Annotated in this window: 15 protein-coding genes; 13 read left to right on the forward strand and 2 right to left on the reverse strand. The window is 45.0% G+C overall.

Going from position 1 to position 16,111, the window contains the following annotated elements; translation table 11 throughout:
* Positions 1–15: 15 nt before the first annotated feature.
* Positions 16–2,094, reverse strand: coding sequence for a helix-turn-helix domain-containing protein (locus AN963_RS07920; RefSeq protein ID WP_055743952.1), 2,079 nt, complete (start codon positions 2,092–2,094; stop codon positions 16–18).
* A gap of 124 nt (positions 2,095–2,218) precedes the next feature.
* On the opposite strand from AN963_RS07920, the gene AN963_RS07925 reads away from it, so the two are divergent.
* From AN963_RS07925 to AN963_RS07975, 11 genes are all read left to right on the forward strand, one after another.
* Positions 2,219–3,670 (forward strand): aldehyde dehydrogenase family protein, encoded by a 1,452-nt coding sequence (locus tag AN963_RS07925; protein ID WP_055743953.1) that lies wholly within the window; start codon positions 2,219–2,221, stop codon positions 3,668–3,670.
* Positions 3,671–3,690: 20 nt separating this feature from the next.
* Positions 3,691–4,581: an NAD(P)-dependent oxidoreductase gene (locus AN963_RS07930; protein ID WP_055743954.1), complete on the forward strand. Its 891-nt coding sequence runs from the start codon at positions 3,691–3,693 to the stop codon at positions 4,579–4,581.
* Positions 4,582–5,039: 458 nt separating this feature from the next.
* Positions 5,040–6,242, forward strand: a complete 1,203-nt coding sequence (locus AN963_RS07935; RefSeq protein WP_055743955.1) for a serine hydrolase domain-containing protein — start codon at positions 5,040–5,042, stop codon at positions 6,240–6,242.
* A 261-nt stretch (positions 6,243–6,503) separates the two neighbouring features.
* The gene (locus tag AN963_RS07940) at positions 6,504–7,232 is read left to right on the forward strand and encodes a GntR family transcriptional regulator (protein ID WP_055743956.1); all 729 of its coding nucleotides are present in this window, start codon (positions 6,504–6,506) and stop codon (positions 7,230–7,232) included.
* A 214-nt stretch (positions 7,233–7,446) separates the two neighbouring features.
* A complete protein-coding gene (locus AN963_RS07945; RefSeq protein ID WP_055743957.1) occupies positions 7,447–8,037 on the forward strand; it encodes a hypothetical protein in 591 nt (196 codons plus the stop codon).
* Positions 8,038–8,190: 153 nt separating this feature from the next.
* Positions 8,191–8,976 (forward strand): energy-coupling factor transporter transmembrane component T, encoded by a 786-nt coding sequence (locus AN963_RS07950; RefSeq protein ID WP_055743958.1) that lies wholly within the window; start codon positions 8,191–8,193, stop codon positions 8,974–8,976.
* Positions 8,973–9,836, forward strand: a complete 864-nt coding sequence (locus tag AN963_RS07955) for an energy-coupling factor ABC transporter ATP-binding protein (RefSeq protein WP_055743959.1) — start codon at positions 8,973–8,975, stop codon at positions 9,834–9,836. The genes AN963_RS07950 and AN963_RS07955 overlap by 4 nt, the downstream gene beginning before the upstream one ends.
* Positions 9,823–10,635 carry an energy-coupling factor ABC transporter ATP-binding protein gene (locus AN963_RS07960; protein ID WP_055743960.1) on the forward strand — a complete coding sequence of 271 codons (813 nt, stop codon included), beginning with the start codon at positions 9,823–9,825 and terminating at the stop codon, positions 10,633–10,635. The genes AN963_RS07955 and AN963_RS07960 overlap by 14 nt, the downstream gene beginning before the upstream one ends.
* A 16-nt stretch (positions 10,636–10,651) precedes the next feature.
* Entirely contained in the window at positions 10,652–11,395 is a 744-nt protein-coding gene (locus tag AN963_RS07965; RefSeq protein WP_055743961.1) for a BtpA/SgcQ family protein, read from the forward strand.
* A 32-nt stretch (positions 11,396–11,427) separates the two neighbouring features.
* A complete protein-coding gene (locus AN963_RS07970) occupies positions 11,428–12,384 on the forward strand; it encodes a carbohydrate kinase family protein (RefSeq protein WP_055743962.1) in 957 nt (318 codons plus the stop codon).
* 29 nt (positions 12,385–12,413) lie between these two features.
* The gene (locus tag AN963_RS07975; protein WP_055743963.1) at positions 12,414–12,893 is read left to right on the forward strand and encodes an ureidoglycolate lyase; all 480 of its coding nucleotides are present in this window, start codon (positions 12,414–12,416) and stop codon (positions 12,891–12,893) included.
* A gap of 27 nt (positions 12,894–12,920) precedes the next feature.
* On the opposite strand, the gene AN963_RS07980 is transcribed toward AN963_RS07975, so the two are convergent.
* Positions 12,921–13,772, reverse strand: a complete 852-nt coding sequence (locus tag AN963_RS07980) for a MerR family transcriptional regulator (protein ID WP_055743964.1) — start codon at positions 13,770–13,772, stop codon at positions 12,921–12,923.
* Between the two features lie 135 nt (positions 13,773–13,907).
* Between AN963_RS07980 and AN963_RS07985 the strand changes: the two genes are divergently transcribed.
* The gene (locus AN963_RS07985) at positions 13,908–15,266 is read left to right on the forward strand and encodes an APC family permease (protein ID WP_055743965.1); all 1,359 of its coding nucleotides are present in this window, start codon (positions 13,908–13,910) and stop codon (positions 15,264–15,266) included.
* 6 nt (positions 15,267–15,272) lie between these two features.
* Positions 15,273–16,091 (forward strand): ATP-binding cassette domain-containing protein, encoded by an 819-nt coding sequence (locus AN963_RS07990; RefSeq protein ID WP_055743966.1) that lies wholly within the window; start codon positions 15,273–15,275, stop codon positions 16,089–16,091.
* Positions 16,092–16,111: the final 20 nt, after the last annotated feature.

Raw genomic sequence — 16,111 nt, forward strand, 5'->3', positions numbered from 1 at the left:
TCTTTGGCGAGAAGCTCACGATTCCCGACGGAGATGACAAGCCAATTGCACCTTGAGAACGTCCTCCGGCTGACGCAGATCAATGAGCAACAGTTCTTCAATTTTTCGCAACCGCTGATAAAGCGTATTTACGTGAATGTGCAGCTCGCGTGCGGTCTGTTGAGGGGACTGGCTGCATTCCATATACGTGAGCAGGGTGTGTTCCAGTTCTTGATGTTTTTCTTGTCCTTCCCAAAACGGGCCGAAAACATCACGGACGAATGCATCAATTTCCTCTTGAGATTGATTGAGGATCAATCGATTGACGCCCAAATCCCCGTACCGTGCCACTCCATAACGCCCTCGGTTCATCAGATAGTGCGCTGCCTTTTTTGCCTCCTCGAAGCTTTTGCCAATCCGTTCGATGCCTGTATAGACACTGCCAACACCGATGGAAAGGGATGCTTCTGCTCCCTGTTCCCATTCTTCCGATGCTGCCTGCAATCGTGCCACCATTTCTTTGATTTCTGTCGCAGCTTTAGGTTGAGCCAATATCGTCACGTGATTATGAAAGCCGTACACGAGGATTTGGGAGCTGGAAAATTCCCATTTCCATCTTGTTACCAGCCGGTGTATGTTCGCTTCGAGGATGGTCAAGTCATGACATCGACTGAAGTAGGCAAAGACAACAAGGGAGGGATAGTAAGGATGTAAGCCGAGGACTTGGGCACGTTCCTGTAGATCTGCCCCTTTGCTGTCCACTAACCCCAAAAAGAGGTCGTGAGTTCGTTTGTACATGATCGAGCTGAGTGATTGCTTTTTTACCAAATCCAATGTCAAGACCGCGCTTCCTTGCTCAATGGTAACGCGTTGGAGCTCTGAAAGTCTGTCGTCTTTCATCGGAATAAGTAGGCAGCCTAATAAGACGCTTCCATTTCCTAAGGGATAGAGCATAACATGCTGATCGCCGATGCCTAGCGATGAAAGGCGAACAGAGACGGGGTTCCTTCTGTTCCCTAACAATAAGGACAGTTCTTCCCAACTAAACGGGATTGGACTGTCTTCGGGATAATAACGTTGCTCCAGCCAGTCGGCAAAGATGACGGGCTTGAGGCTCATGCGGGCTAATGCGCGAACGATCGAATCCGTCCCTTTGTTTTGCAAAGACAACTGTTTGAGTGCTTCATGGATTCTGTTTCTTTTAACGAGATCGTCATGTTTTGTTCGTGCATCGGCGTATAATTTGGCGTTATGCAAAGCAATAGCGGTCTGATCCGCAAAGCCTTGCAGAACGGACAAATCATAATCGGTAAACACCTTGTCCTGATGGAACTGGTGAAGCACGAGAACGCCGATCCGCTTGTTCGCGATAGAGATCGGAACACACAAGAGACCATTCAAGTCCCCAAGCTCTTTCGCATCGTTTAAAATGCGATAGTTTTCTGACGAGATGTCCATCATGGCCTGTTTGGTCTCCGGATGAGTGCGATAGATTCGTGCTGTACCGTCCTGATAGACTTTCCCCGCAATCGATTCGCCAATTCGTAGTTTGAAATACTGGAACACCCGATCGTGAAAGCCGACAGTCGCCTTTGGGACTAACCGATCGATGGCAGGGTCATAGAGATGCAGCAGACCAGCATCCGCAGCAGGAATAACAGCCAGGGCATTGCCGATAATTTCGCGGACGATGCTGTTGATATCCAGCATGGATGAGATAGCACGGATGCCTTGCAACAGCTTTGCCCACTCTTCTGTTTTGGTTCGGATCGTTTCTTCCGCCAGTACGAGCTGGAAAGACAACCAGAGCAACTCTATTTTTTCGGAAGAAGGTACGACAATGGCTTCGGAAGCCAGCTCGACGACCGCTTGTCCCTCTTCAGGAAAGAAAAATCGCAGCAAGACCATCTCAGCTGATTCTTCCCATCGATACATCTCGCCCTCGACCTGGAAGGCTTCTCGGGGTGTACTTACGGATGGTGTAGCCCCTACATGATGATCCTCCTGGTGAAGGAGTCGAAACTGCCGATCATGTGAGGCGAGGAGCCAGAGGATGAAAGATTGTTCAGAGAACGTCTGGCGTAATCGATTGATCAGATGTTGAGTAGCTTCCATTCCAGTCATCCTCCTATAGAGAATCACACACAAAAACATATGAGATTATGTGCGCATCAACATTGTACGAAATGTTTTGAATTTATACAATCCTTGTAAAAGCAAAGGAAAGGTGGCAGACGAGATGCCGAAAACCTATCACAACTATATCAATGGTGAATGGGTAACAAGCCATACCGGAAAGCTATTCCCTAGCACGAATCCAGCTCAGGTCAATGAAGTATTGGGCTATTTTCAAAAATCAGATGGAGAGGATGCGCGCGAGGCGATCGAGTCTGCAGCAAAGGCATTTCCTCAATGGTCGAAAACGCCTGCACCGGTTCGAGGAGAGTTCTTGTTTACCCTGATCCACTTATTGGAGCAACGAAAAGAAGAATTGGCAGAAACCATAACACGTGAAGTGGGGAAAACCTTGCGGGAAGCGCGCGGGGAAGTGAACAAAACCATCACCTCCATGAAACAGCTGACGGGGGAAGCTACACGTATGACGGGTCAGACCGTGCCTTCCTTTGATGAACGGGTGGTCGGTTATACCGTTCGCGAACCGATTGGCGTGTTCGCCATCATCGCACCTTGGAACTTCCCATTGGGGATCGGGCTTTGGAAAATCGTCCCCGCCATCGTCGCCGGCAACACGGTCGTATTTAAACCAGCAAGCAACACGTCGCTGATCAGCGTCAAGCTGATGGAGCTCCTCATCGAAAGTGGAGTGCCTGCTGGGGTCGTCAACTTGGTGACTGGCCCGGGCGCAGTCATTGGCAATGAGCTCGCAAGCAACCCGACGATCAAAGGGATATCCTTTACCGGTTCTTCCGAAGTAGGACTGTCATTGGGCGAAGCAGTCGGCTCGCGAGGCGGTAAAATTCAGGCAGAGATGGGTGGCAAAAACCCGGCTATCATTCTAGGCGATGCCGATATTGATTTGGCGATTGATTGCATCGTGACCAGCGGATTTTTTGACAACGGCCAGCGTTGCACGGGAACAAGCCGCGTACTGGTGGTACCGGAAATAGCCGATCAAGTGAAGGCGAAATTGATCGAGCGCGCAAAAGGCATGAAAGTGGGCGACGGTTTTGACCCAGAAAGCCATAATGGCCCTGTTGTGGACGAGCATCAATTAAACCTGTATTTGCATTACGTCCAAAAAGGTGTCGAAGAAGGTGCTGTTCTTGCTTGTGGAGGACAACGGCTCACCGACGGAGACTTGGGGAACGGATACTTTGTTGCACCTACCGTCTTTACTGGAGTGACACAAGAGATGACGATCGCAAAAGAGGAAATTTTTGCACCTGTCATCGCCGTAATCGATGTGGAATCCTTTGAGCACGCAATGGAAGTGGCGAATCAAGTAGAATTTGGGTTATCCTCTACCATTTTCACCAACGATTTACGCAGAGCATTCGAATTTGTCAAAGGCATCCAATCCGGTGTGACTCATGTAAATATGCCATCGACCCACTTCGAATCGCAGTACCCGTTTGGCGGCAAGAAGATTTCTGGATTGGGCCCAAGAGAGCAGGGAGAATCTGCGCTCGACTTTTATGTAGAGACGAAGACCGTCTATATTCGACCTTAACTCAGGAAGGGGGATTCGTGATGGATGCGGTAGGTGTAATTGGCGTCGGGGCTATGGGCAAGGGAATGATTGGTAGTTTGCTGCAAAAAGGATACCGGGTATTTGCTTATGATCCCATACCTGCGGCCCAGGACTGGGCGAAGGAAGTAGGAGCCCAAGTAGCCGATTCACCAGCGGAAGTGGGAAGAATGGCACATGTAGTGATTACCTCTCTGCCCGGCCCGGCGATTGTGGAACAGGTATTGCTGGGAATGGATGGTCTATATTCGACGCTCGCACCGGGCAGCTACGTTTTGGATGCAAGCACGATTGATCCGGCAACAGCCAAAAGGCTCCATGAGGCAGGTCTGGAAAAAGGAATCTCTTATTTTGATTGTCCGGTTAGCGGCGGTCCAGCAGGTGCTGCAGCCGGTACCTTAACCATTATGGTTGGTGGAGATGAATCCAAGCTACCTGAAATTACTCCCTATTTACAAGGGATCGGCAAAGAAGTCTTTTACTTAGGTGAATCCGGAGCAGGTCAGGTAGCAAAGCTATGTCATAATTCCGTGGTTGCCGTTATCACCGCAGCATTGGGAGAAGCATTCACGGTAGGAGCCAAAGCTGGTGTCGATCCGCAAAAATTGGCTGCGGTAATGGACAAAGGTTCTGCCCATAATCGAGTCCTTTCTGTCTTCGGTCCGAACATCTTGTACGGGACCTATGAAAAGACGATTTTTTCCCTTGATCACATGCATAAAGACCTGCATTTATACACGAAAGCGGCACAAGAAAAGCAGGTCCCGGTATTAGTGGGAGGGACCGTCGCCCAAATGTACGAAGCGGCAAAAGCACAAGGGAAGGGCGCGTGGGACTCCTCAGCTGTATGCTCGGTTACGGAAGAGCTGGCAAATGCGAAGATTTCCAAATAAAAAAGCCGAACATTCCCAGACCTCTTAATCATCCGTTCAAGGGGTATGAGCGTGGAGAAGATGGTTTGATATATGCGAAGCCAAGTCGCAATTTATAATACAACATTATGGCGCTTGTTCTGATTCGCCTCTTATTGACGCAGTACTTCAGAACGATAGATGTCATGGAATTCTCCGTGCTGATGAATTCACCAAAACCTTATCGAGTCAAATAAATAACAGCTGACAGAAAAAGAACACAGGGCAGGTCGTCGGGTTCAACTCGGTGGCCTGTTTTTTCGTTGTTGTCCGTTATCCAAAAGGATTGCTCAAAGAGGTTTCTTTGACGGATGAGGATAGTAAGGAGTTGCGCTCCATTTTGTGGTCTTCATAAAAGGGAAACGCCTCGGTTTTGCTGAAAGTAAATACGTCAAATCATTCATGGCAAAAGAAAAACACACGGAAGGGAGTTTTTTGAAATGAGCCTTTGGATACAACCGCCAGTAACGGGTCCGACTACGGAAGTGGACAAAAAAATAATGACATTGATGGAATCCTTTAAAATCGTTGGCGTTTTGGCTGCCGTCGTAAAAGAAAAACAAGTGATCTGGTCAAATGCGTACGGTTGGTCGGATCTGGATAGAGAAATTGCCGCAACGGAGGACAGTGTCTTTCGGATCGCTTCGATCTCCAAGCTTTTTGTCGCAACATCCTTGATGCAGCAATTTGAGCAAGGGAAATTTCAGCTGGATGACGACATCAGCGACTTCTTGGGCTTTTCCTTCCGCAATCCGCACCATCCTGATGATCCCATTACTTTCCGTCATTTGTTGACACACACTACAAGCTTGAATGAGGATGAGACAGGTGGAGAATTGTATGTCGTCTTCTCACAAGCATCACGAAAATCAGACCCACCTACCATGGAGGATTTGTTAGTACCTGGAGGATCGTTGTATACGGACAGCTTATGGAGCTCCAATCGACCAGGTGATCCTAGCAGTTTTTCCTATTCTAACCTAGCATCCATGATTGTGGCAGCTTTAGTAGAACGGATGTCTAGTGTACCGTTCGATCAATACTGCCGTGAACATATATTACGACCACTTGGAATGACAGGCTCCGATTTTAATGTACAAGCGATGAAAGACATCAATAAGCTCGGTGTAATCTATAGCTGGGTAGACGGTCAATATGTCAGTGGAGTCGATGATTTCAAATGTGTGAAGCCTGAGCCGATCGACTGGTCAGGCTATGTGCCGGGGACAAATGGCTCTCTCTTTGGACCACAAGGTGGTTTGCGTACGAATGCGCGAGAACTGAGTAAATTCATGATGGCTTTCCTACAAGGAGGAGCCAACGAAGGAGCACGAATCCTGCAGCCAAAAACCGTTGAGATGATGCTCACTTCACAGTGGACGTTTGAGGGAGTAGATCCCGGCTTTAACGAAATCGGCTTGCAATTCCATATTACCAATCAATTCATTCCGAATAAAAAGATGTTTGGCCACGGCGGCAGCGCGTATGGACTATACTCTGGCTTGTATTTTAGCCGTGAAGAAGATTTCGGCATTGTCTTTTTGACAAATGGCTCCAACGCCGATGAGGGCACTCGTGGTTCGTTCAACAACGTGGAGGAAGCGCTGATCGATACGTTGTACGAAGAACTAATAAAAGAGTAAGCGTCCCCATTGATATTGGGAACAATTTCGAGCAGCACCCCGTCAAGCCTGCGTTGGGAACCCGATGAATGTAGCTCCTCAAGCCATTCTTTGCATCCAACCACCTGTTTATTTCAATTGGTTATTTTTTTAAAAAAATCAGTTGATTCACTATTTTAATGAAAACAATATTGACGAAATGAAAAACGCTCTGCTACAATCAACTTGTACACACGAGTGAACAACCACATAACTAAATCATAAAAATTGAGGTGCTATCGGTTGCTGAATAAAGACGACTTCGTTCCTCTATATATCCAATTGCAACGCAAGCTGAGAACTCAGATTTTAAACGGAGAATTCAAGGAAGGAGAAGCTATCCCTTCCGAAACAGAAATTATGAAAACGTTTCAATCCACACGAGGAACCGTTCGAAAAGCGATTGCCTTATTAGTGAGCGAGGGGTTAGTCCATCAGGTACAAGGAAAAGGAACCTTCGTCCTCTTAAGACCGTTAAGCTACACCTTGACCAATTTTGGCGGGTTTACGGATTATTTGAAGAGTAGAAAAGAAATAGCCGTATCCAAAGTATTGGAGCATTGTAGGGTCATTGTGGACGGAAAGGAATATTACAAGCTGGTTAGAGCGCGAGGTGTGAAAAAGGAAGATAGAATCAAGTACTTGATGATCGATACTTCCTTGATCCCTCTCCACTTGTTTCCTGGTCTCGATCAGTACGATTTTGAACGTGAGTCTCTGTATCAAGTCTTCAGAGAAAAATACCAGATTTATCCGAAACGTGCAGAAATCAATCTATCGCCTGAGAAAATCAATGCACAAACGCGAGAAATCCTGCAGGTAGATAAAACGGAAGTGGCATTATTGAAGTCAGAAGGTAGCATTTTTGATCAGAACGATGTTGAGATAGAAAAGGTCAAGATTATTTGCGGGCCGAATGTTGAAATAAAAATCATGACAAATATCAATGGCGAGTCAAATTTTGCGGAGTAAGGACTAGCTTTCGAGCAATCAATGACAGTGATTAGATCCCGGTTTCACAGTTATACCCACCGACTTGTTATCATTTTAATCGGATGGGTAGGACTAAAATATACTGAATATTATGACTTTTATGGAGAGGAGGTGTAATCGCCGATCTTCTAGTTCCGTAGCTTGGCCCGTGAAGTAGTCTCATGTTCTTATCCTATTCAAAGGAGGGGTTTTTTTGAAAAATAAACTAACGATCTTTTTAATCCCCATCGGGATTGCTGTCAATTTTATTTGTGGTCAAATTGTTTTGTTGCTAAAGCTCCCGATCTATTTGGATTCAATTGGAACCATTACAGTAGGTGCATTATGCGGTGGAATCCCAGGAGCTCTTGTTGGGACGATTACCAACTTGCTCATATCCGTTTCCAATCCGACTACGATGGCATATATGATTCTTAATATCATTTTTGGTTTGCTTGCTGGTTTCTTGGCAAAAAGAGGCGTGTTCCATAGTCTTTGGAAGACCGCGGTTGCAGGAATTGGATTCGGGATTATCGGTGGTGGATTAGGCTCCAGGATTACCGTCTGGCTGTTTGGTGGTCTCGGTGCTGGAACAACAGGTGCGATTACAGGTGTCCTTATGCAAATGGGGTTCTCTGCAAGTACCGGTGCACTAATTTCTGAGCTTTTTGCTGATATCTTGGACAAGATTCCGACCTTGATTATCGTTTATTTCATTCTGAAAAGCATTCCGGCAAGAACCTTAGTTAAGCTTCCGCAGGGTAGCCTGTTTATCAAAAAGAATGGTGAACAAAAAGAGGTCTAAAAAAATCTTCGAGTTTTCGTTGTAATGACTGAGCCGCCAACCATTGGAAAGCTTTTGCTTGGTGCAAAGATGCTTGGTGGCTCTTTTCCCCATACACCAATTAGCGTAAAAGAAAACTCAACATGCGCGGTCCTTAGCGGAAGGAGAGGTCTTATGGATCTTGAGTTTGCCCATTCGTTTAAAAAACCACAGCTTACCGGTAATTGGTTTCTGGACTTAAATCCTCTGAGTAAGTTAAACATCTTGATCGTGTTGGCCATTGTGCCAATGATTGCCCAATCGTGGCAGGTAAATGTAAGTATGATTGCTTTTTATTTTTTGTTAGCAGGAGCAGCAGGGTGTTTCAAGCGATTTTCCAAAATGTATATACGATTTGGAGTAATGATCGGCTTTTTACTGTTCATCATGAGGGCTCTTTTTATTCCGGGTGAAACCCCTATATTCAAGTTCTGGTTTATAACAATTACTCAAGAAAGCATTAACAAAGGGATCGCATTTTCCACCATGGTTGTAGCCATTTGTGGTGCAGTCATGCTGTACAGCGTCGTGACGCGAGCTAAGGATTTCATGTATGCATTGGAAAAAGTAGGTGCACCGCACACCACATCCTATATCATTCTCTCTTCTTTTCAGGCGATCATTGATCTCGGCAATATGTCAAAGGTGATTATGGAATCGCAGAAAGCGAGAGGAATTGAGACAGAGGGCAATATTCGGACGCGTATCAAAGCCTTCATTCCTATATTAGGGCCACTATTTTTAGGTGCCATTTCGAGTACGGAAGAAAAAGCCATTGCTTTGGATGCTAGAGCATTTTCAATAAAAACGAAAAATACCCATTTATGCCACCTCCGACCTGTACCTGTATGGGAAGTAATCTTCGTGGTGGTTGTGAATGTAGCGTTACTAGGGTTTATCGTTTGGAGGGTTATGTCATGAACCGTATCGAGCTGAAAAATGTCTCCTACCAATATCCACTAACGCAAGAATTCGCACTGAAGGATATTCATTTTCAGTTTGAGCCAGGGAAGCTCTATGGAATAATCGGTTCAAACGGTGCAGGAAAAACAACATTATGCAATCTAGTTAGGGGACTCATCCCACATTTCTATCAAGGCGAACTTACTGGTGAAGTTTTGATCGATGGAAAAGATGTGCGAGATTGGGAAAGCAGTGAGCTATCCGCGAAGATCGGCTACATTTTTCAAAATCCATTTTCTCAGATCAGCGGTGTGAAAGAGACCGTATTTGAAGAAATCGCACTGGGACTGGAGAATCTGGGTATCGAAAAGGATGAGATGATCGACAGGATCATCGAAGTGGTGAAGTTGTTGAAGCTGGAAGAATTGATCAAAAAGAATCCCAACAACCTCTCAGGAGGTCAACGCCAAAGGGTTGCCTTCGCTTCGATCATTGTGATGAACAATGACCTTCTCGTAATTGACGAGCCTACTTCACAACTTGATCCACAAAGCACACATGATGTATTTGAGATTATCCATATGTTGAAGCAACAGGGGAAAACCATCTTGCTGGTAGAACATAAGGTCGATCTGATCGCGGAGTATTCCGATGACGTATTGGTTATGCAAAAAGGGCAGATTGTTTTTAGCGGTCCGACAGGAGAAGTTCTGTCGAATAAGGATCTCTTGAACAAAGGTGCTTCCATACCACAGGTGGCTTTGTTGGGACATGAAATGAAGGAGGCGAATAAACCGTTCGAGTCGGTCCCGATAACCAAATCGCAGGCCAAAGAGCAGATTATGAAAAGGATGGGAAAGGCATATGGGAGCAATTGAATTAAGAAATGTTTCGTTCGCTTACCCCAACGGCCATACCGCCAATGAACATTTGAACCTCGAAATCAAAAGCGGCGAAAGAGTAGCGATAGTGGGCCAGAATGGAGCAGGAAAAACAACGGCAGTCAAGCTGATGAATGGTTTGAACAAACCTACACAGGGCGATGTGCTTGTAAATGGAATCAATACGAAAGAGAAGACTGCTGCCCAAATCTCAGCGTTTGTTGGATATGTGTTTCAGAATCCTGATGAACAAATTTTCAACACTTCAGTCAAGACGGAAATTGAATATATGCTGCACTATATGAAACTGGATCAAACAGAAATCGATCGCCGGGTAGAACGTGCAGTTGAGCTTACAGGGATCAAAAGATATCTGAACATGAATCCGTATGATGTTCCGTATTCCATGCGAAAATTTGTGACGATTGCAGTCGTTCTCGCCATGGAGACACCTTATCTCATTCTGGACGAGCCTACGGCAGGCCAGGATATGGATGGAATTTTCACACTCGCAAGACTCATGGATGTGTTGCGGGAGGAAGGTAAGAGCGTTATTACGATCACCCATGATATGGAGTTCGTAGCTGATTATTTTAGCAGAGTAGTGGTCATGGCTAACAAACGAATCGTCGCGGATGAATCAGCCAGAGAAATTTTCTGGAATGAAGAGTGGATCACCGAAGCCAGAATCAAGAAGCCGCAGATCAGCGAGCTTGCAAAAGAACTGGGAATCGATGGATCGATCCTGTATAGAAATGAACTAGTCAATGTACTAGCCTTTGACAAAAATAAATAAGTTCGGGGTGGAAAAAATGAAGGAAAGCAAGCGACATTTTTTAAGTCTGTTTAATGAGAAAAAACCGGTCATGGCAATGATTCATCTGAAAGGGGAAAGTACGGAGGAAAAAATGGAGATTGCCAAACGTGAAATTGACCAATTAATCGAAAATGGGATTGACGCTGTCATTATCGAAAACTATTTCGGCAGTCCGGAGCACGTGGAAGAAGTACTGAAATATGTACATACGAAACGTAAAGAGATTATTTATGGGGTAAACGTCCTTGATCACGATGAAAAGGCATTTGAATTGGCCAATAAATATGACGCGAAGTTTATTCAGCTTGATTCGGTGGCAGGTCATCTGCCAGTTGAAGAAGACACAGAGTTCCATGAATTTATGATCAGGATGCGCGAAAAAACCGGTGCATTTGTGCTTGGTGGTGTCCGATTCAAATATCAGCCTTACCTGTCAGGCAGATCCCTGGAAGAAGATTTGAAAGTCGGGATGGAGCGATGCGATGGGATCGTCGTCACAGGCGATGGAACGGGTATGGAAACGGACATGGATAAAATCAAATCGTTTCGAAACATCGTAGGCGATGACTTCCCTCTGATTGTTGGAGCTGGTCTAACTTCTGAAAATGTCGACACCCAGCTCTCCATTGGGGACGCAGCCATCGTCGGAAGTTATTTGAAAGATACCTATAAAGATGATGGCAATGTTTGTGTGAAACACGTTCAAGAATTCATGAGAGCCGTTGAAAAAATACGGTAATATAAGGGCGTCCCTTGATAATGGAGGTTCACATGGACAGAAACTACTCTTTTTTTGTTGGGGATATCGCCCTAGACGAATATTACAGGGCACCGTACTGGCCCAACATCAGAGAAAAAGTACTCGTAGAAACATTAGAAAAACACGTCGGTGGAATGATTGCAAATGCGGCCAGTGTTTACAACGGATATAATGAGTCCGTTTATTTTTTGTCATTGCTTAATAGCGGCAACATTACGCAAATGCTGTGTGAAGACCTTCGCAAACGTGGTATCGACACTCGTTACATTCTGACAGATGATACATTGCCAGATGCCAAAAACATCATTATTCTCACGGAAGATGACCATACCTTATTTATTCCTACGCTCGGTATTAAACACTTTGAAATTACGCCTGAAATCATGGAGGACATGTGCAAGGCTAAATATGTCTACTCCTCCATCGTGGAAGTAAGACCATTACGCTGCGGCGAGATGGATGCCATGGATATCATTAAAAAAATTAGAGCCTCCGGAGCAAAAATCGTCTATGATTTGGACGTTGCTCATCTAGAGCCGGGAGACGAACGCTTTTTCGAAGAGATGGATATTGTCTTTTTTAACAAGAATGGATTTGATGTTTATCGTAACGGAGCACCCTATGAACAAGCAGTCGCACAACTGTTGAACAAGGGAACAGAAATGGTAGTCGTGACATTTGCAGAAGAAGGCTGCAAGGTTCATACCAAAGATCAGCTGATTGAGGTTCCGGGAATCTCCGTCGAGGTAGTGGATGTTACCGGCGCAGGTGATACATTTTGCAGCTCCTTTATTCACGCGCTCAATCAATCAAATGATTTGCGTGTAGTGGCCAATTTTGCCAATGCTGCCGCTGCGCGAGCGGTGACCATTATGGGGCCTCGTGGGGGAGTTGCTTCAAGTGAAACCATCATTTCCTTCCTGATAGAAAAAGGCATCGGAACGGAAGAGGAATATAGATGTTTTTAAACGCGAAGCATTTGAAAGGAGACTTTTAAATGAACGTAAAGGCGGTACCCGTCTCATCCATTGACTTCTCAAAATACGGAACCTATTATCATATGAAGGAAAATACGAGCAATGTATGGCATTCGCAAGGGGAGGGCTGGGAAGACAGCCGGACCAATAAGCCACTGATTAACACTCCTGGCACTTTGGGGTTCACACTTGGATCTCCTGCACCATGTATGGTATCTACCATGGAACGGCATCTTCATACGCAGGAGGCGCTTTTCTGCTTATCTGAACCCATTGTCGTAGCCCTGGCTATTTCAAGTGATAACGAGCAGCCGCATGCTTCGGATATTGAGGCTGTACTTATACAACCTGGGGAAGTGATCGTGCTTAATGAGGGGGTATGGCATGATGCATGCCACGGAATAAACAAATCCTCTCATTATTACTGGATGGCAACAGAGTCAGATGAACCTACTGAATGGGTTGGGATTAGTGGCGGACCGATTGCACTAGCGTACTAGCCTGTTTGTAAGATAAAATAGCAAGCCTCACCGCACTGGTAGAGGCTTGCTATTTTTTTGAACGGGAACTTGAATTTCAAACATGATTTCATTGGGGTTATCTGTAATCGTGATATCCACTTGCATGATTTGCAGGGCGCTGCCCGTAATGCGATAGCCCGTTTCCTGAAGGTACTCAAACAGCTTGTACAAGCTTTCGCTTCGATTCCTGAGTAATTCTCCGTTATAACGGATACATGCGAATAATCCAGCCGGAATGATTTTCAGATGCTGTTTTTGGATTTTTGCTTTATTTTTTGCAACGACAAAAATAACGGAAGGTTCTTCACAACGATTTGCCCGAAGGTCGGCTTCCTCGATAATGATACCGAGTCGATTGCTGGCCAGAATCGGCGCCTTTTCCGTAAGCATGCTCTCTAGTCTGATGACACCGTAGCAAAGCTCCAAATTGCTATTGATTTTTTCATGCAAAGTAATTAACTTCCTGCTTTTCATTTCGCGGAACCTGACCTCGTGAAGTTCCTCTTCTCTGCTGACCTCACTCAAATATACTATTTTTTCTCGAATGTTTTCTTCCAGTTCAGCTAACTCATTCAGCTTTGATAGTAACTCCGAATGCTTGGCTTTCAGAATGTCCAACGATTTCTTGAAATTCCGTTGATCAAAATACTGTTTGATCTCGTCGGTGCTCATCCCGATCTGTCGTAGCTCTTTGATGGTTCCCAAAATCTCGTACTGAAAAATGGAATAGTATCGATATCCCGAGTAGGGATCAACATATTGGGGTTTGAATAAGACGATGCGATCGTAGTGCCGTAAAGTCTCCGTGGTCATGCCTCGTAATTTTGCCATCTCGCTAATGGTTAGATTTTCTTTCAATGAAGACACCGCCTTTGGATGTAGAAGCGTGAACTACTATAACATACCTATTGACCTTTGTGTAACACAAAGCTTTAACATACGTATATACAAGACTAATTATTCAGAATTATCAATCTAAGGGGACTGATATGGATGAAGGGGAACACGCTTGTTAGATCACTCACCTTGTTTCAAGTTGTATTTTTGGGGCTTGCCTGGAATAATCCGATGGTATTTTTCATGACATACGGTATAGCGACTGAAGCTTCACAGGGTGTACTTGCAGGCGCGTACGTAATCGCCTTTTTAGCTATTGTTTTTACAGCAATCAGCTATGGCAAGATGGCAAAAGCAATTCCTATCTCCGGTTCGGCTTATACGTACACACAAAAATCGATGAATCCTGAAGTTGGGTTTATGATTGGTTGGACAATCCTTTTAGATTACATATTGACCCCAATGATTACTTGTTTGATGTCGACAGTTATTTTAAGCGCGCAGTTTCCGGAGATTCCGTATTACGTTTGGATCATTCTTTTGAATGTAGGCATTACGATCATAAGTCTATTAGGAATAAATTTTTCAGCAACGACAAGCAAAATTTTTGTGATAGCCCAAATTGTATTCGTTTCCATTTTCTTCATACTAACGATCAAAAGTTTATGGGGAGGAGCAGGCGCAGGGACTTTATTCTCCAGCCAGGCCATTTACAACCCATCTGTTCCCTTATCCGTCATCCTTGCTGGATCTTCCATTCTCTGTTTTAGCTTTCTTGGATTCGATTCACTCACGACGTTGTCGGAAGAAACGATCCATCCCGAAAAAAATATCCCGAGAGCGATCTTCATCATGATGTTGATTATGGGAGTCATTTACATCGGGTCTTCCTATTTGGCGCAATTGGTTCATCCAGGCTTCTCATTCACGCACACGGATGCTGCAGCGCTTGAATTAGTGAAGCTCGTCGGAGGCAATTTGTTCAGCTCTTTATTTATCACCATCATGCTTGTCGCAAACTTCACTTCCGGAGTCTCGTCAGCTACAAGCGTATCTCGGGTATTGTATGTGATGGGGCGAGACTCCGTCTTGCCACAAAAAATATTCGGCTACATACATCCTCGATTTAAAACACCTTCATACAGCATTTTGGTGGTAGGTCTCATTTCTTTATTGGGCATCGTAGTGAGTCTGGATACGGCAATTACGTTCATTAATTTCGGAGCTCTCATCGCATTTACATTTGTGAATCTATCTGTCATCGCACATTATTTTGTGAGAAATCGCAAGCGTTCTATTACAGAATGCATACATTATCTGCTATTTCCTCTCATAGGCGCTGCATTCATTTTGTGGTTATGGTCCTATCTAGATTTACATGCACTCATACTGGGATGCGGCTGGATGGCATGCGGTCTGGTATACCTTCTTTACATGACAAAATGCTTCCGAAGACGGCTTCCTGAATTTCATTTTGACGAGGTAGAACCAAAGCAAAAGGGGATGGTGGTGTGATCAAGTATGTATGCATTTCAGATCAATAATCTGTCTTATGTTTATCCCAACGGGGAAAAAGCTTTATCCGACATATCTGGAGCAATTCCTTTTAACAGTAAAGTAGTCGTACTAGGAAGCAGTGGGTCAGGGAAAACGACACTCGCGCACCAATTGAGTGGATTGAAATTTCCGAATGCCGGGTCTGTTCATTTATTTGGAGAAGAAATGAACACGAAGTGTAAGCATATGCTCCGACAGCGCATTGCTTTCGTAGAGCAAGAAGTAAAACCTACCCTCTTCATTCGAACGGTTTGGGAATACGTAACGGCAGGAGTGTTCAAGAAATCATTGGAAAAAGTCGAAAGGATTCGGGTGGCAGAAACGGCACTTGGGATCGTAGGAATGCTGGATTCAAAATTCCGAAGCATCAGTTACTTGAGTGCGGGTCAAAAAAGGAGAATGGCCATTGCAAGAGCCATTGCCACCCAAGCGGATATTCTTGTCTTGGATGACCCAATAAGCGGATTAGATCCAGAGGGCTATTCAAATGTATACGCGATTTTAGAAGGGCTTCATCTTATGGGGAAAACACTCATTGTCATGACATCTGATGTTGATTTTGCTTCATCCTGGAGTGATCACTTGTTCATATTGAGTGGAGGCAGTTTGCTGGAATCAGGTTCTCCCTCTCTTACAGTCAATGAGGAGCTCATGCGGAAAGCACGTTTGCGGCTGCCAATGGTTTCCATTCCTTTTTCAAGCATACCTGAACTCCGATTCCATACGATTCCGCGAACGGTAGATGAGGCAAGGCAGGTGCTAAGGGAAATAGTTCAACGGTAATGTAGCGTCTGGTATAGGGA

The sequence above is a fragment of the Brevibacillus choshinensis genome, from assembly GCF_001420695.1.
Taxonomy (GTDB): domain Bacteria; phylum Bacillota; class Bacilli; order Brevibacillales; family Brevibacillaceae; genus Brevibacillus; species Brevibacillus choshinensis.